The organism is Rubrivirga sp. (assembly GCF_965213695.1).
Lineage (GTDB): Bacteria > Bacteroidota > Rhodothermia > Rhodothermales > Rubricoccaceae > Rubrivirga.
The window spans coordinates 3,639,724-3,655,533 of sequence record NZ_OZ243912.1 but is presented as its reverse complement, the minus strand read 5'-3'; the positions used below and the strand labels follow the sequence as shown (position 1 = coordinate 3,655,533).

The 15,810-nt window shown below is 74.7% G+C and carries 11 protein-coding genes; 8 read left to right on the top strand and 3 right to left on the bottom strand.

All coding sequences use genetic code 11. The annotated features are described in order from the left end of the window. Nucleotides 1-426: 426 nt before the first annotated feature. From ACOOHE_RS16255 to ACOOHE_RS16230, 6 genes are all read left to right on the top strand, one after another. Nucleotides 427-1,536 carry a family 16 glycoside hydrolase gene (locus ACOOHE_RS16255; RefSeq protein ID WP_420455130.1) on the top strand — a complete coding sequence of 370 codons (1,110 nt, stop codon included), beginning with the start codon at nt 427-429 and terminating at the stop codon, nt 1,534-1,536. A gap of 13 nt (nt 1,537-1,549) precedes the next feature. Then, the gene (locus ACOOHE_RS16250; protein ID WP_420455129.1) at nt 1,550-1,888 is read left to right on the top strand and encodes a rhodanese-like domain-containing protein; all 339 of its coding nucleotides are present in this window, start codon (nt 1,550-1,552) and stop codon (nt 1,886-1,888) included. Between the two features lie 375 nt (nt 1,889-2,263). Then, on the top strand, nt 2,264-2,575 hold the full coding sequence (locus ACOOHE_RS16245) for a thioredoxin family protein (protein ID WP_420455128.1): 312 nt from the start codon (nt 2,264-2,266) through the stop codon (nt 2,573-2,575). A 271-nt stretch (nt 2,576-2,846) separates the two neighbouring features. Then, nucleotides 2,847-4,172: a metallophosphoesterase family protein gene (locus tag ACOOHE_RS16240; protein ID WP_420455127.1), complete on the top strand. Its 1,326-nt coding sequence runs from the start codon at nt 2,847-2,849 to the stop codon at nt 4,170-4,172. A 144-nt stretch (nt 4,173-4,316) separates the two neighbouring features. Then, complete coding sequence (locus ACOOHE_RS16235) at nt 4,317-7,748, top strand: AAA family ATPase (RefSeq protein WP_420455126.1); 3,432 nt, start codon at nt 4,317-4,319, stop codon at nt 7,746-7,748. A gap of 82 nt (nt 7,749-7,830) precedes the next feature. After that, the gene (locus ACOOHE_RS16230; protein WP_420455125.1) at nt 7,831-8,181 is read left to right on the top strand and encodes a hypothetical protein; all 351 of its coding nucleotides are present in this window, start codon (nt 7,831-7,833) and stop codon (nt 8,179-8,181) included. Nucleotides 8,182-8,408: 227 nt separating this feature from the next. Here ACOOHE_RS16230 and ACOOHE_RS16225 read toward each other — a convergent pair whose 3' ends face one another. The 3 genes from ACOOHE_RS16225 to ACOOHE_RS16215 all read right to left on the bottom strand — a co-directional run bounded on the left by ACOOHE_RS16225 (nt 8,409) and on the right by ACOOHE_RS16215 (nt 14,372). Then, the gene (locus tag ACOOHE_RS16225) at nt 8,409-10,934 is read right to left on the bottom strand and encodes a M14 family zinc carboxypeptidase (RefSeq protein ID WP_420455124.1); all 2,526 of its coding nucleotides are present in this window, start codon (nt 10,932-10,934) and stop codon (nt 8,409-8,411) included. Between the two features lie 186 nt (nt 10,935-11,120). Further along, nucleotides 11,121-13,829, bottom strand: a complete 2,709-nt coding sequence (ppdK, locus tag ACOOHE_RS16220) for a pyruvate, phosphate dikinase (RefSeq protein ID WP_420455123.1) — start codon at nt 13,827-13,829, stop codon at nt 11,121-11,123. Between the two features lie 48 nt (nt 13,830-13,877). After that, on the bottom strand, nt 13,878-14,372 hold the full coding sequence (locus tag ACOOHE_RS16215; protein ID WP_420455122.1) for a DinB family protein: 495 nt from the start codon (nt 14,370-14,372) through the stop codon (nt 13,878-13,880). 207 nt (nt 14,373-14,579) lie between these two features. On the opposite strand from ACOOHE_RS16215, the gene ACOOHE_RS16210 reads away from it, so the two are divergent. Together ACOOHE_RS16210 and ACOOHE_RS16205 are read left to right on the top strand one after the other, a co-directional pair. Further along, entirely contained in the window at nt 14,580-14,840 is a 261-nt protein-coding gene (locus tag ACOOHE_RS16210) for a hypothetical protein (protein ID WP_420455121.1), read from the top strand. Between the two features lie 153 nt (nt 14,841-14,993). Beyond that, nucleotides 14,994-15,752 (top strand): carbonic anhydrase family protein, encoded by a 759-nt coding sequence (locus ACOOHE_RS16205; RefSeq protein ID WP_420455120.1) that lies wholly within the window; start codon nt 14,994-14,996, stop codon nt 15,750-15,752. The last annotated feature ends 58 nt before the right edge of the window (nt 15,753-15,810 follow it).

Here is a 15,810-nt window from a genome sequence, read left to right as displayed (position 1 = left end):
GAGGAGTGTGGGGGTGTGGGAGGAGGGAGTTCCTCTCCCACACGGGCGCCCCTCGCTTCGCTCAGCGGACGGACTGTCCCCCTTCAAGGGCAGGGTCGCTACGTTCTAATCGGGCCCACAAATCGAGCACGTAACAACGATAGTCATCCCCGCGAAGGCGGGGACCCATACGGTCCTGATCGCTGCGCCGACGCCGCATGGATTTCCGCCTGCGCGGGAATGACTCATCTTATTTCTGTAGTAGCCAGAGAACGTAGCAGCCCTGCTCATCGAGGGGGACCGCGTTCCGAGCCGGAGCCCTTCGGCTCCGCTCAGGACAGGCTCCGCGACCCGCCGGAAAGCGGGGGGGCCGAGCGAGCGTCCCTCTGCCCGCCAAAGGTCCTGGTGGGCCGGCGTATCCTCCGGCTCGGATTTTCCCACGCTGCCGTGACCGCCCACCTCCCCGTCCTCGCCCTGGCTCTCGCGCTCGGGGCGTGCTCCAGCTCCGCCCCCGCGCCGATGGCCACCGACCCGACGCCCCGCCCCCACGCGCCGGCGCCGCCCGGCTGGCTCCAGCACGACATGACCCGGCCGGCGCCGCCCCGCGTCGAGCCGGCCGACGGCGCGCTCCCCGTCGCCCCGCCCTCCGACGCCGTGGTCTTGATCGGGCCCGACGGGTCCGGCCTCGGCAACTGGCAGGCGGACGGCGGCGGGCCAGCCCCGTGGCGGACCGAAGGCGGCGCGCTCGTCGTCGAGCCGGGCACGGGAGGGATCCGCACGACCGAGAACTTCGGCGACGCCCAGGTCCACATCGAGTGGATGCCGGCGGCCGAGCCCGAGAAGGCCGGCCAGAACCGGAGCAACTCGGGCCTCTTCCTGGCCGACGGTCGCTACGAGGTCCAGATCCTGGACGTCTGGGAGAACGACACCTACAGCGACGGCCGCGCCGGCGCGATCTACGGCCAGTTCCCGCCCCTCGCCGACGCGACCCGCCCGCCCGACGAGTGGCAGGCCCTCGACGTCTTTTTCCGCCTGCCTCGCTTTTCCGACGACGGGACGCTGCTGGAGGAGGCCCGGATGACGGTCGTCCACAACGGGGTCCTCGTCCAGAACAACGAGGTGCTGCCGGGGACGACGATCTGGCTCGAGTCGCTCCCGTACGAGCCGCACGGGCCGGGCCGGATCGGGCTCCAGGACCACGGGAGCGCGGTCCGCTTCCGCAACCTGTGGGTCCGCCGGATCCCCGAGCGCCCGGCGCCGCCGGCCGGCTACGCCACGTACGAGGCCGCGACGCTGACCGCCGCCGAGCGCGACCGGCTGGTCGGTCGCTACGCCCGCGACGAGGGCGGCACGTTCGTGATCGAGCGGGTCGGCGACGGGCTCGGCCTGTCGATGCCGTGGCGGCCCGGCGTGCTCCCGATCATCCCGCTCTCGCCGACGTCGCTCCAGCTCGAGAACACGGCCGGCCGGTTCGAGGTCGAGCTCGACGATGCCGGCGCCGTCGCCGGGCTGGCGTTCACGATGGGCGGGGCCACGTACCACGCCACGCCCGAGTAGCGCCTCCGACCCGATGCCCTTCTTCTCCCGCCCGACCGGCGACGACACGCTCGCCCCCGCCGACTTTGTCGCCCAGCGCGACCCGTCGGCCCCCGTCCTCGACGTCCGCACGCCGGCCGAGTTCGCCGAGGGCCACCTCGCCGACGCCCTCAACGTGGACGTGATGGCGCCCGACTTCCCCCGGCAGATCGCGGCGCTCGGCCTCCCCGCCGACGGGCCGGTCTACCTCTACTGCCGCTCGGGCCAGCGCTCGGGCACGGCGACGGGCGTCCTGCGGTCGCTCGGCCACGCGGGCGCCGTCAACGTCGGCGGGTTCGACGCGCTCGCCCGGGCCGGCGCCGAGACGGCCTGACGCGCCGATCTTTGCCGAGTTGCTCGGCCCCTCACCCTCCCTGGGGAGAGCAGGGCTGGTACGTTCTTCGGATGGCAACCAAGTAACAGCCGTTCATTCCCGCGCACGCGGGACCGCGAAGCGACGGCGCCAGCCAACCCATGCGGCGGTTGTACCCGGCGAGCAGCCCCGTATGGGTCCCCGCGTGCGCGGGGATGACTCATCTTATTTGTGCAATCGGCAAGGAACTAACCAGCCCTGCACGGGGAGAGGGACAGGGTGAGAGGCTGGGCAGCGCGAGCCCCGGGACGGCGTCGGCGGAACGGTGGCCAGGCTCGCGGCCGAGGAACGGAGGGCGCCGGCCGGCGTCGGCCGTGGACACTCGCCTGCTGCACGATGGCCGACCGCTTCCAGACCGACGTCCTCGACAAGAGCCACGACAAGCCCGTCGTGGTCGATTTTTGGGCCCCGTGGTGCGGGCCGTGCCGCGTGCTCGGCCCGACCCTCGAGACGCTGGCGCGCGAGAGCGGCGGGCGCTGGCGGCTCGTCAAGATCAACGCCGACGCGCACCCGGCCCTCGTGCAGCGGTTCGGGGTCCGCGGCATCCCCGCCGTCAAGCTGTTCGTCGACGGCGCGGTCGTGGCCGAGTTCACGGGGGCGCTCCCCGAGCCCGAGGTCCGGCGCTGGCTCGACACGCACCTGGCGTGAGCGTCGGTGGAGGCGCTCGAAACAGGGCGAGCGCATTCTCCCGCTCGTGTCATCCTGAGCGAACGCGAAGGATCTCAACGCGGACGTCCAGCCGGTAGGGAGCGGTGCCGACGGGCTCGATGGCTCGTGCTGAGGTCCTTCGCTCCGCTCAGGACGACAAGAGGGGCGGGTGGAGCGATGACTCAAGGAGAACGCGCTCGCCCTGGCGCTTGAAATCGCTCGACCGGCGAGCGATCCGGGAGCGCTAGATTCCAGCCCTCCCCCCGTAGCCATGCCCGGACCGCGCGCCCGCCTCCTCGTCAGCGGCGACCTCCACCTCGGCCGGTACCCGAGCCGCGTCCCGCCGGGCGACCCGGCCCTCACGGTCGAGGCCGTCGTCCGGTCGCTCGTCGACCAGGCCATCGAGCGCGCCGTCGACGCCGTCGTGCTGACGGGCGACGTGGCGGACCAGAGCAACAAGTACTTCGAGGCGTTCGGCGTGCTGGAGCGGGCGCTCCACCGGCTCGTCGACGCGGGGATCCCGGTCGTGGCCGTGGCGGGCAACCACGACCACGACGTGCTCGGGTCCGTCGCCGAGGCCGTGGGCGACGGCGTCCGCGTGCTGGGGCGGGGGCAGGTCTGGGAGTCGGCGTCGCTGGAGAGGGGCGGGCGCGAGGTGGTCCGGCTGTGGGGCTGGTCGTTCGCCGGGCCCGCCGTCCACACGTCGCCGCTGGACGACTTCCCCGGCGTGGGCGACGTCCCGGCGGTCGGCATCGTCCACGCCGACCTCGACGCGGTGGGCAGCCGGTACGCGCCGGTCCCGATGGACGCGCTGTGGGCGACGGGCGCCGGGGCGTGGCTGGTCGGCCACGTCCACACGCCGCGCCTGGAGACGCGCGACGGCCGGATCGTGCTGGTCCCCGGCTCGCTGCAGCCGCTCGACCCCGGCGAGCCCGGCCCGCACGGCGCGTGGCTGGTCGAGGTCGCCGACGACGGGACGGCCGCGGCCGAGAAGCTGCCGCTGGCGACCGTCCGCTACGACGCGCTGTCGGCCGACCTCGACGGGGCCCAAGACGCCGTCGAGATCCGCGAGCGCGTCGCCCGGGCGCTCCGCGCGCACGCCGACGCGGTGCGCGAGGAGGCGCCGGCCCTGCGGCGGGCCGTCGTCCGGCTCACGCTGCGCGGGCGGACGCCGGCGTACCGGGCCGTCGAGCGCGTCGCGGCCGAGGTCGTCGACACCGCCGACACGGCGGTCGGCGGGCTGACCGTCGCCGTCGACCGCGTGGACGACCAGGCCCGGCCGGCGCTCGACCTGGGCCGGCTGGCCGAGGGGAGCGGGCCCGCCGCGACGCTGGCGGCGCTGGCGCTCCGCTTGGACGCCGGGGCGCCCTCCGAGTCCGACCTCGCGCTCATCCGCCACGGCGTCGAGGCGCTCCAGCGAGCGAGGCGCGCGCGCGTGTTCGAGCCGCTCGGCCGGTCCGACCGGCTCCCGCCGGACCTCGAGGCGGAGGCCGTCGCCCGGCTCCGCCGCCAGACGTTCCGGATGCTGGACGAGGTGGTGGGCCAGTCCCCGTCGGTGGAGCCCACCGCGGCGCCGCTCGGCCCAGCAGACTCGTGACGTGCTTTAGCCATCTTGGCGGGTCGGCGCGGGCTGTACGTAGGACGTGGAGCGTGGGCCGATCGATGGGACCGACCCTACGCCCCACGTCCTACGCCCCACGACCTCACGCTCCGGCCCCCCACTGAACTCGCGAGACCCCCTATGGACCGCTTCGAGCTTACCGCCGTCACCGTCCGCGCGTTCTACGGCCACCCGCAGACCGGGATCGCGGCGCCCGCGCTCGGGCCCGGCGTCAACGTGGTGTACGGGCCGAACGGGCAGGGCAAGACGACGCTGGCGCGGGCCATCCACGGCGTGCTCTGGCCCGAGACCGTCGCGGCGTACCGGCCGACGGTCTCGGCCACGTTCCACTTTGCCGGCGACGACTGGCGGGTCGAGGTCGAGGGCGGCGCGGCGCGGTACCAGCGCGAGGGGGCCCCGGCCGACCGGCTCCCGCTGCCGGACCCGTCGTTCCGCGACCGCTACCAGCTCTCGCTCGGCGACCTCCTCCTGGCCGACGGCGACGCCTTCGCCGACCGGGTCCGCCGGGATGCCGCCGGCGGGGTCGACCTCGACGCGATCCGCGACCGGCTCGGGTTCAAGGCCGCGCCGACCCAGCGGCTCAAGGTGACGGCCGAGGCCGAGAAAGCGGCCCGGGCGGTGCAGAGCCGCCAGCACCAGCTCGACGCGCTCCGCGCCCGGGAGCACGAGCTGGGCGAGATCACCGACCGCGCCGCCCAGGCCGCCGACGCCGCCGAGCTCGCCGACCTCTACCGCCTGCTCGAAGACGCCGCCGAGCGGAACGCCCAGGCCGCCGCCGCCGACCGCGTCGTGGCCGAGTTCGACCCGGCGCTGGTGGCCGTCGCGCCCGACACGCAGGAGCGCTACGACGACCTCGGCCTGGCCGTGCGGAGGGCCGAGGAGCGGCTGTCCGAGGTGACCAAGCGCCGTGCCCAGGCCCGCGCCGCCCTGGCCGACCACGGGTGGGACGACGTCGCGTTGCCCGAGGAGGCCGAGCTCCGCGCCCGCGCCGCCGAGGTCGAGGCGGCCACGCGCGCGCTCGACGCCGCCGAGCGGGCTCGGGCCGCCGCCGCCGAGCGCGAGCGCCGTGCCCGGGCCGAGCTGGGCGGCCACATCGAGACGGCCCCGACGGTCGACATCGGCGCCCTGGGCGACGTCGCCGCGTTCGTCCAGCGCGCCGGCCGCGTGCGGGGGCGCGTCGAGGAGTTCGAGGGCAAAAAGCTCGCGGTCAAGGCCCGGCTCAACGCCGTCCGCTTCCACGACGCCGACGAGCTGGCGCGCGGGGCCGACCTGCTGCGCCGGTGGCTCGCCCACACCAGCGAGGCCGAGCGCGCGCCGGCGGGGCTCCGTCCGCCACCCGTCTGGGGCGGGGCCGCCGGCCTGGCCGTCGCCGCCGTCGCGCTCGGCGTGTGGCTGACGCCGGGCGCGTTCTGGCTCCTCGGGGGAGCCGTCGCCCTCGCCGCGGTGGCCGTCGCACTCGGCCGGGCGACGGAGGCCGCCGAGAGCCCGGCCGCCGCCGCGCGCCAGGCGTTCGCGGCGATGCCCACCGCCGAGCCGGCCACGTGGACCATCCCCGACGTCCAGAAGCGGCTCGACGAGATCGAGCGGGCGGCCCTCGACCAGAAGGAGCGCCAACTCTGGCAGGACGCCGTGGACGAGATCGAGCGGGCGCTCGTCGGGCTCGACGGGGACCGCGCCGCGCTCGACGCCCAAGCCGAGCAGATCGGCGCCGGCCTCGGCCTGGACGTGCCCGAGACGCCGGAGGGCCTGCACCTGCTCACGCGCGGCGTGCTCGCGTGGCAGGAGTCCGCCCGCGACCTGGGCGTCGCCGACGCGGCTCGGGACCGGGCCCGCGACGGGCTCCAGACGGCGCTCGACCTGTTCAACCACGTCCTGGACGGCGTGCCGGTGGAGCCGGCGACCGACGCCGCGAGCGCCGCCGGGGCCGTGGCGACGGTCGGGCGCCAAGCCGCCGAGCGGGACCGGCTCCGCGCCGAGGTCGGCCGCCTGGACGACGCCGTCGGGGTCGCCGAGGAGGCCGTCGCCGAGGCCCGGGCTGGGCGCGAGGTCTTCTTGGAGCGGCTCGGGCTGGAGGAGCCGGCGGACCACGCGGTCGCCGCCCTCAGCGCCGCGCTCCCGGCCTACACGGCGGCCGTCGAGGAGGCCGCCCGGGCGCGGACGCTGGCCGAGGAGGCGACGGCCCGAGCCCGCGCTCACGCCCGGTGGACGGCCGAGGCCGCCGCCCTCGACTCGGCCGCGCTCGCCGAGGCCCGGAGCCAGGCCGACACACGCGCCGCGCGCCGCGACGAGTGGCTCGAAGAAAAGGCCGCCATCCAGACGCTCGTCGGCGAGGCCCGCCGGGCGAGCGCGCTCGCCGCCGCCCACGCCGAGCACGCCCGGGCCCTGGACGCGCTCGAAGCCGTCTACGACGAGCAGGCCGACGCGCTCGTCGGCCACGCCCTGGCCGAGGCCGTGGCCGAGGAGACGCGCGACGAGCACCTCCCCCAGGTGTTCAAGCGCGCCCGCGAGGTCCTGGCCGACATCACCGACGACCGGTTCCGCCTCGACTTCGACGACGGCGCGTTCCGGGCGTTCGACGCCGCGCGGGGCCGGGGCTACGCCCTCGACGAGCTCTCGTCCGGCACCCGCGTCCAGTTGCTGCTGGCCGTCCGGCTCGCGTTCGCCGAGCAGCAGGAGGTCGGCGTGCGGCTGCCGCTGCTGCTCGACGAGGCCCTGGCCAACTCGGACGACGAGCGGGCCGGCGCTATTGTCGAGGCCGTCCTGCACCTGTGCCGCCAGGGCCGCCAGGTCTTCTACTTCACGGCCCAGGCCGAGGAGGTCGCCAAGTGGCATCGGCTGGCGGAGGAGCACCCCGACGTCGACTGCCACTTCGTGGGGCTCCCCGACGCGACGGCCCTCGCCGCCGTCGACCTCAACGCGATGCCGACGCCCGGGACGACCCGGCCCGTGCCCGACGCCGACGGCCAGACGATGGCCGACTACGCCGACGCCGTGGGCGTGGCGTCGTGGAGCGGGTGGGACGCGCTCGACGCGCTCCACGTGTGGTACCTCCTCGACACGCCGGCCCAGGTCGAGGCCTGCCTCCGCCGCGGCTACGCGACGTGGGGCCAGCTCCGCGCCGCCGCCGAGCGCGGCAAGCGCGTCCCCGTCGACCTCGACGCGGCCCGCGACCGGGCCCGGGCCGTCCAGGCGTGGCAAGCCGCTTGGCGTGAGGGCCGGGGCCGCCCCGTCGACCGGGCCGTCCTCGAAGCGTCCGGGGCCGTCACCGAGGCGTTCCTCGACGAGGTCGACGCCTTGTGCGGCGACGCCGACGGCGACGCCCAGGCCTTGGTCGACTGCCTCCACCAGGGCGACGTGGCCCGCTTCCAGGCCCGCCAGGCCGAGCGGCTCGAAGCGTTCCTGCTGGACGAGGGCTACCTCACCCCCGACGACCGCCTCTCCGACGACGAGGTCCGCCGCCGCGTCGCCGAGGCCGGGCCGCCCGACGCGCTCGACCTGGCCCTCGCGGTCTTGGCCCGCATCCGCGAGCGGGCCGAGACGGTTGCGGCCTGAGCTCTCGCCCTGCGGGGCACGCCGGGACGGGCGGCGCGGACGGACGGAATGACCGACCTTCCGGCCCCCGGCTCCTCTCCCCATGCTCCGAAACGCCTTCACCCCGCCCTGCGGGTTCGACCTCCTGTCGACGACGGTCGCCTCGCCCGAGGGGCTGGCCGCGATCGCGTTCTGGGGCTACCGGCTCGTCGTCCACCCGGACGGGACGTGCTTCGTCCACGAGACGTACTACGACCGGCGCGAGGGCATCCTGGGCATCGCCCGCGACCCCGCCCGGCCCTGCGGCGACGCCGCGGCCGACGTCCGCGACGAGCTCCAGCAGATGGAGGACGGCCTCCGCGAGCCGCCGCTCCGGTTCCTCGACTACGCGACGCCGGCGCCGACGGGCGCCGAGGGCGACGGGGCCGGCGGCGGGCCCCCGGTCGTCGAGTAAGCGGGGCGGGGTGCCCCGCCCGCGTACGGTGTCGGAGGGTGTGCGGAAGCAGCGCCTCGTCATCCTGATACCGGGTCTTTGGTACGGGCTCCGAAGGTTCTCTGTGCAGGACGACGCGCTCGGCTTGCCCTCACCCCGTCCCTCTCCCTGTGGAGAGGGGACCTCGTGGGCTGCTTTGAGTCGATTCCAAACAGCCTCGTCAAAATGACGAGGGGGTCGCACAGCGCCTAGAACGTCGCCCCCAGGTACACGGCGTTGAGGAGCAGGCCGTCGGTGCCCCACCAGAACGCGCGGAACGCCGGGTCGAAGTCCATCAGGATCACGCGGCCCGCGCCCAGCCGGCCGGCCTTGAGCGCGGCGGCGCCCGGGAGCCGGGCCAGCGTCTCGCGCGAGGCGTAGCCGCTCAACAGCGGGGTCTCGGCGTAGACGCCGACGTCGGTGCCGGAGGCGGCGTCGCCGGGCTCGAACAGGGCCGTGCCGGACTTGAAGACGGGGACTGTCGCGCCGTAGCCGTAGGCGAGGGGGTGCGTCGGGTCGAGAGCGACCTCGACGATGGAGCCGCCGAGCGCCTGGGCGCCGCGCGCGGCGGGCCGGTCGGCGTACTCGTAGGCCGTCGAGTCGGTCGGGATCTCCCTCAGCGAGGCGCCGAGCAGGCCGGCCCGAGCGGCCCACCGGCCGCCGCCCTCGATCCCGACGAGCACGCCGCCGTCGCGGACCCACGCCCGAACACGGGCCGTCGCCGTCGAGTCGAGCGTCCCGTACGAGCCGTCGGCCAGAACGAGCGTCGTGTAATCGTCGAGGTCTGGCAGCGAGGTCGGGTCGAGGAGCGAGACCGGGTGGCCGAACCGCTCGGAGAGCAGGTGCCACACCTCGCCGACGCCGTACACGTCGGCGCCCTCGCCGGCCAGCAGCGCGACGCGCGGCGCCTGCAAGACCGGCCACGAGCGGCTGCCCAAGTCCGCGCCGGTCGGCGTGAGCCCGGTGTCGAGCGCGAACGCCTCGACGTGGTCCTGGGCCACGGCTTGGGCCACGGCCGCGTGGACCGCCTCCGGATCGACGCCCGGCTGGCGGACCGGGACGACGAGCGTTCCCCGGTCGAACGATTGCGTCGCGCCCCCGGCCGACGCCTGGAACGGCGTCTGCGCCGACCGGACGCGGGCGCCGGCCGCCTGCAACCGGCGGAGCGCACGGGGCGCGAAGTAGCGGTCCCACCGGACGGCGTAGGCCACCGTCGCCCGTCCGCCGACCAGCCGGCCGCCGTCGAACGCCGGGTCGACCTGGGCGCCGAGCACCGGTGCGCGGTCGAGCCGGACCACGTCGGCGCCGTAGGCGAGGGGGAAGGTCCAGGCCGAGACGTCGTAGAACAGGCTGTCGGTGTAGGCGAGCGTCCGCTCCATCGCCGCCGTCACGAGCCGGCCCTGGGGCTGGTCGAGCGGGACCACGAGCGCTTCGCCCGCCCGGTACACGCGCCCCTCCGCCCGGACGTCCTCCGCCAGCGCGTGGACGCGGACGCGGCTCCGCGCCAGCGCCTGGGCCAGCGCCTGGCCGCGCGTCCGCCGCCGGTCGAGGGCGACCACGTAGGCCCCGCGCTGCGGCTCGCTGTAGAAATCGCGCGCGTGGCGGAGCAGCCGCTCGCGCAGGGCCACGGCCGCCCGCAGCGTCGAGACCGATGTCGCGAGCTGGTTGCGGACGGTGAAGGCGTACGACAGCTCGCCGTTCTCGTCGGTCTCGCGGAGGAGCGCTCGGCTCGACGCCTGCTCGAACAGGATGCCGACGCCCCCGTTGATGTCGGGGTACGTCGAGCCCTTGCCGTAGTAGAAGTCGTCGAAGCTCTCCTCGGAGTAGTACAGGCTCCCGATCCGGTCGAGCTCGGCCGCGTGGTACCCGGCGATGGCGCCGGTCAGCTCGACCGTCGCCGCGGGCGTGTTGGGGTTGTTGCGGGACGGGATGCCGGGCTGGAAGAAGAACGTGGCCTCGGGCCCCATCTCGTGGTGGTCGGTCGAGACCTGGGGCCGCCACGTGTGCCACCACGCCATCCGGGCGCGGCTCTCCTTCAGCTCGGTCGGCAGCCAGTCGCGGTTGAGGTCGAAGAGGTAGTGGTTCGTCCGGCCGTAGGGCCACGCCTCGCGGTGCTCGCGGTCGGCGGGGTCGGCGACGGGCGAGCCGCCGCGCCAGCCATTCGCCCAGTCGGCGAAGCGGTCGCGGCCGTCGGGGTTGAGCATCGGGTCGATCAAGACGACGGCCTGCTCGAGCTGGCGCTCGACGTCGGCGCCCTGGGCGGCGGCGAGGTGGTAGAGCCAGACGAGGGCGGCCTCGGTCCCCGACGCCTCGTTGCCGTGGACCGAGTACCCCTGGTAGACGACGACCGGCATCGTCGCCAGCTCAGCATCAGAAACGGTGCCGGGCGCCTCGCTCAGCCGCGCGTTAGCGGCCCGGATCGCGTCGAGCCGGGCGTGATTCGCCGGGCTCGTCACCGTCGCGTGGACCAGCCGCCGCCCCTCGTAGGTCTCCCCGTGGACCCCGAACGTGACGCGCGGCGACGCAGCGGCGACCGCCTCGAGGTAGCGGACGACCTCCTCGGGCCGCGTGTGCCGCTCGCCGATGGTGTACCCGAGCACGTCGGCCGGCGTCGGCACCGTCGGGTCGTAGGCCGCCGTCCCGTCGATGGCGTAGTCGATGGCGAGGGGGACCTGTGGCTGGGCCGTCGCGGCGGCGGCGACAAGCAGGACGAGGAAGAGACCGAGGCGGGGCATGGACGGGCGACGTGTGGAACGGCCCCGAACCTATCATCGCTGTGGGGTCCGAGTCCGCCCGATTCCGTGGGCCTCACCTTGGAAGTCGGGCGTAGGGGCACGCCGGTGGCGTGCCCTCGTCCCACCGCGGTCGTCACGGGCACGCCAGCGGCGTGCCCCTACGGGGCCGATGTCAGCGACCGGGCCTCACGCGCCCTCGGCGGCAAGCGCGGCCCGCGCTGCCGCCAGCCGCGCGACCGGCACGCGGAACGGCGAGCAGCTCACGTAGTCGAGCCCGACGCCGTGGAAAAAGGCGACCGAGGCCGGGTCGCCGCCGTGCTCGCCGCAGATCCCCACCTTGAGGCCGGCCCGCGCCGCCCGCCCCCGCTCGGTGCCCAGGCGGACCAGCTCGCCCACGCCGTCCACGTCGAGCGTCTGGAACGGGTCGGCGGGGAGCACGCCGCGCTCGACGTAGGCCGAGAGGAACCGGCCGGCGTCGTCGCGGCTCAGGCCGAACGTGGTCTGCGTCAGGTCGTTCGTGCCGAACGAGAAGAACTCGGCGGTCGCCGCGATGTCGCCGGCCCGGAGCGCCGCCCGCGGCAGCTCGATCATGGTCCCGACGAGGTACGCCAGCTCGACGCCCCGCTCGGCGAGGACGGCGTCGGCCACCTCGCGGACGAGCGCGGCCTGCGTCTCGATCTCGGCGGCCGTCGACACGAGGGGGACCATCACCTCGGGAAACACCCCGACGCCGTCCTCGACGCCGTCGGCGGCGGCCTCGAACAGGGCGCGGACCTGCATCCGGGTGATCTCGGGGTAGAGCATCCCCAGCCGGCAGCCACGGAGGCCGAGCATCGGGTTCTGCTCGTGGAGCTTTTCCACCTGCCGCAAGAGCGCGCGCGACGCGGCCGAGTCGTCGAGGAGCCGGTCCATCTCGTCGAGCGTGGCCGCCTGCCGGAGCGCGAGCTTGGTCTCGGCGATCCGGCCGGTGAGCTCCAGGAGGTCCGGCAGGAACTCGTGGAGCGGCGGGTCGAGCAGGCGGACGGTCACGGGGAGCCCGTCCATCGCGCGGAAGAGCGCGTCGAAGTCGGCCCGCTGGAAGGGCAGGAGCGTGCGGAGCGCCGCCTCGCGCTCGCCGGCCCCGTCGGCCAGGATCATCTGGCGCATGGCGGCCAGCCGCTCGTCGCCGAAGAACATGTGCTCGGTCCGGCACAGGCCGATCCCCTCGGCCCCGAACTGCCTCGCCTTGGCCGCGTCCTCGCCCGTGTCGGCATTCGCGCGCACGCCCATCGTCCGGACGTCGTCGGCCCAGCGCATCAGCGTGTGGAAGTCGTCGCCGAGGTCGGGGTCCTTCGTCGGGACCTGGCCGAGGAGGACGCGGCCGGTCGCGCCGTCGACCGTGACCCAGTCGCCGGCGACGAGTGTGTGGCCGTCGGCGTGCAGCCGGCCCTGGGCCGGGTCAATGCGCAAGTCGCTGGCGCCGGCCACGCAGGGCGTCCCCATGCCCCGAGCCACGACGGCGGCGTGGCTCGTCATGCCGCCCTCGGCCGTCACGACGGCGACGGCGGCCACCATCCCGTGGAAGTCCTCGGGCGACGTCTGCTGGCGGACGAGCACGACCGGCTCGCCGTCGGCGGCGCGCGTCTCGGCGTCGTCCGACGTGAAGGCGACGCGGCCGCACGCGGCGCCGGGGCTGGCGGGCAGGCCCTCGGCCAGGAGCACGGCGTCGGCGTCGTCGTCGACGGCCGGGTGCAGGAGCGCTTCGAGCGCGTCGGGGTCGACGCGCGCGACGGCCGTCCGCTCGTCGATGACGCCCTCGGCCACCATCTCGACGGCGACGCGGACGGCGGCGGCCCCGCTCCGCTTGGCCGTCCGCGTCTGGAGCAGCCACAGCGTCCCCTGCTCGATGGTGAACTCGATGTCCTGGACGTCGCCGTAGGTCGCCTCGAGCCGGTCGGCGAGGGCCCGGAACTCGTCGAACGTCTCGGGCAGGTCGCCGGCCATCTCGGCGATGGGCCGGGGCGTCCGGGTCCCGGCGACGACGTCCTCGCCCTGGGCGTTCAAGAGGTACTCGCCGTAGAGCCCCTTCTCGCCGGTCGACGGGTCGCGCGTGAAGGCGACGCCGGTCCCCGAGTCCCAGCCTTTGTTGCCGAACACCATCGCCTGGACGGTCACGCCCGTCCCGATGTCGTCGGGGATGGCGTGGACGCGGCGGTAGTGGACGGCCCGGTCGTTGTCCCAGCTGTCGAACACGGCGGCGACGGCCTGGCGGAGCTGCTCGCGCGGACGGTCCGGGAAGTGCTGCCGCGTCTGGCCCTCGATGACCCGCTTGGACTGGGCGACGATCTCCTTGAGCTGGTCGACCGAGAGGTCGGTGTCGCGCCCGCCCTCGGTCTGGTCCTTGGCCCGCCGCATCAGCCGCTCGAACCGCTCGGCCTCGACGCCCATCACGATCTCGCCGAACATGGCCACGAACCGGCGATAGGCGTCGTACGCGAACCGCTCGTCGCCGGTCTGGTGCGCGAGCGCGGCCACGGTCTCGTCGGTGAGGCCCAGGTTGAGGACGGTGTCCATCATGCCCGGCATCGAGACGGCGGCGCCGGAGCGGACCGACAGGAGCAGCGGGTCGTCGGCGTCGCCGAAGCGGCGGCCGGCGGCGGCCTCGACGGTCGCGAGCGCGGCCTCGGCCTGGTCCCACAGGCCCTCGGGAAAGTGGTGGCCGGCGTCCTGGTAGGCGACGCACGCCTCGGTCGTGATGGTGAACCCGGGCGGGACGGGCAGGCCGGCGGCGGTCATGGCGGCCAGCCCGGCACCCTTGCCGCCGAGCAGGGCCTTGTCGCCGGCCGGCGCTTGGGCGAACGGGTACACCCAGCGCCGGGCGGTGTCGGTGGAGGCGAGGGCGGCGTCGGCGGGCATAGGGCGGAGGAAGGAGGGCGCGGCATCATACCTCCTCCGGGGCGGACGTCAGCCGCCGTCCGGGGGCCACAGCCCGAGCTGGCGTCGGAGCGCGACGACTTGGCCGAGGTGGTGCGCGTTGTGGTCGGCCGCGAGCAGGACCTGGCGCAGGACGGTGTAGCCCGGCGCCCAGGCCAGCTCGGCCGTGAGGTCGGCGGTCTCGGCGAGCGCCGCGAGCGCGTCGAGGTCGGTGCGGAAGGCGTCGCGCGCGGCGTCCCAGTCGTCGGGCCCGGCGTCGCCGTCGGGCCAGTAGTCGGCCGGCCACGTTTTGTCGCGGTAGCCGGGGTCCGTGGCGTACTCCAGGATGTCGGCCTGGGTAAACCGGAGGTGATCGAGCAGGTCCCAGAGCGAGTGGGGGAGGCCGGCCACCCGGTCGTTGACGCGGTCGGGCGGGACGTCGGCGAGCGCGCGGAGCCCGGTGTGGGCCTGCCCGCCGCGCAGCAAGGCGACGAGCTCGTGACGGAGGCGGGCGTCGGGAGAGAGGCCGGAGGGGGGAGGGGACATCGTTGATCCGAGTTGTGTCTGAACCGAATGAGGGGGTGGGACCGGAGACGGAGGACCGGGGACCGGCTTCGCTGACGAGTCTCGAGCGGTCTTCCGTCCTCGGTCCTGATGGACCCGAAGACCAGGGGCACAACTTGGATTCGTTAAGCGGGGGCGAAGGAGGAAGGTCGTGGGAACGAGGATCGGAAGAAAGGGCTTCCACTGCCCATGCCGCGCTGGACGTCCCTGCTCGCCTGCCTCGTCGTCGCCCTCGTAGGCGTCGCGGCGGTCGCGTGGACGGAGGCGCCGGTGACCGTCGAGGCCCACGAGACCGCGCCCGCCGAGGCCGAGCCGACGCCCAGCGAGGAGGCCGCGGTCCACACCGACACACGGGCGGTCTCGCCCGCTGGCGCCCGAGCGGTCGTGCCCGCAGAGGGCTGGCGGCACACTGGCGACGTAATCCCACCGCCCGTCCCGCCGCCGCGCTAGCCGCCGCGCGCCGTCCCCGCTCGGGCCGCGCGACGTCCCGCCCGCGGCTCCGCGAGCTGCACTCACGTCGTCCCGGACCCCCGTCCGGCGCCGACGACTCCCTCCCCGGCTCGCCAGCGTTCGGCTGGCGCTCGGCCACACGCATACACCCCGATGAAGACCCTCCGCTTTCTCCCCCTCCTCGCCGCCGTCCTCCTGGTCGGCTGCTCCTCGACCCAGGCCCAGGTCACGACGTCGTACGACTACGACCCCACCCTCGCGCTGACGGCCGAGACCCAGGCCGCGCTGACTCCGATGCAGGTGATCCAGCGCCTCAAAGACGGCAACCAGCGGTTCCTCGACGGGACCGCCGTCGAGCGCGACTTCATGGGCCAGGTCCGCCAGACGGCCGGCGGCCAGTACCCGATGGCGGCGATCCTGGGCTGCATCGACAGCCGGGTCCCGCACGAGATCGTCTTCGACAAGGGCGTCGGCGACATCTTCTCGGCCCGCGTGGCCGGCAACTTCGTGAACACCGACATCCTGGGCTCGCTCGAGTTCGCGACGGCCGCGGCCGGCTCGAAGGTCGTCGTGGTGCTCGGCCACACCGAGTGCGGCGCGGTCAAGGGCGCCTGTGACCACGTCGAGCTGGGCAACCTGACGGCGACGCTCTCGAACATCGCCCCGGCCGTCTACGCCGTCGGCGACATGGTGCCGGGCGAGCAGTCGTCGTCGAACCCCGAGTACGTCCAGGCGGTGGCCCACGAGAACGTCGAGATGACCGTCCGCAACATGGTCGAGCGGAGCCCGGTCATGCACGGGCTCGTCGAGCAAGGCAAGCTGATCGTGATCGGCGCCATGCACGACGTGGCGACCGGCGAGGTCACCTTTTTCGACGACTCGATGATCACGGCGGAGACGATCAACCAGTAACCGGCCCGGAGGCCACGCCTCCTGTGACGGACCACCGGCGGCCCGGGGCGCACCCCTC

What these genes read in the sequence shown, in the direction of transcription:
- ACOOHE_RS16250 (WP_420455129.1), top strand. Translation starts at nt 1,550, where the DNA reads ATGCCCTTCTTCTCCCGCCCGACCGGCGACGACACGCTCGCCCCCGCC.
- ACOOHE_RS16245 (WP_420455128.1), top strand. Translation starts at nt 2,264, where the DNA reads ATGGCCGACCGCTTCCAGACCGACGTCCTCGACAAGAGCCACGACAAG.
- ACOOHE_RS16240 (WP_420455127.1), top strand. Translation starts at nt 2,847, where the DNA reads ATGCCCGGACCGCGCGCCCGCCTCCTCGTCAGCGGCGACCTCCACCTC.
- ACOOHE_RS16235 (WP_420455126.1), top strand. Translation starts at nt 4,317, where the DNA reads ATGGACCGCTTCGAGCTTACCGCCGTCACCGTCCGCGCGTTCTACGGC.
- ACOOHE_RS16230 (WP_420455125.1), top strand. Translation starts at nt 7,831, where the DNA reads ATGCTCCGAAACGCCTTCACCCCGCCCTGCGGGTTCGACCTCCTGTCG.
- ACOOHE_RS16225 (WP_420455124.1), bottom strand. Translation starts at nt 10,934, where the DNA reads ATGCCCCGCCTCGGTCTCTTCCTCGTCCTGCTTGTCGCCGCCGCCGCG.
- ppdK (WP_420455123.1), bottom strand. Translation starts at nt 13,829, where the DNA reads ATGCCCGCCGACGCCGCCCTCGCCTCCACCGACACCGCCCGGCGCTGG.
- ACOOHE_RS16215 (WP_420455122.1), bottom strand. Translation starts at nt 14,372, where the DNA reads ATGTCCCCTCCCCCCTCCGGCCTCTCTCCCGACGCCCGCCTCCGTCAC.
- ACOOHE_RS16210 (WP_420455121.1), top strand. Translation starts at nt 14,580, where the DNA reads ATGCCGCGCTGGACGTCCCTGCTCGCCTGCCTCGTCGTCGCCCTCGTA.
- ACOOHE_RS16205 (WP_420455120.1), top strand. Translation starts at nt 14,994, where the DNA reads ATGAAGACCCTCCGCTTTCTCCCCCTCCTCGCCGCCGTCCTCCTGGTC.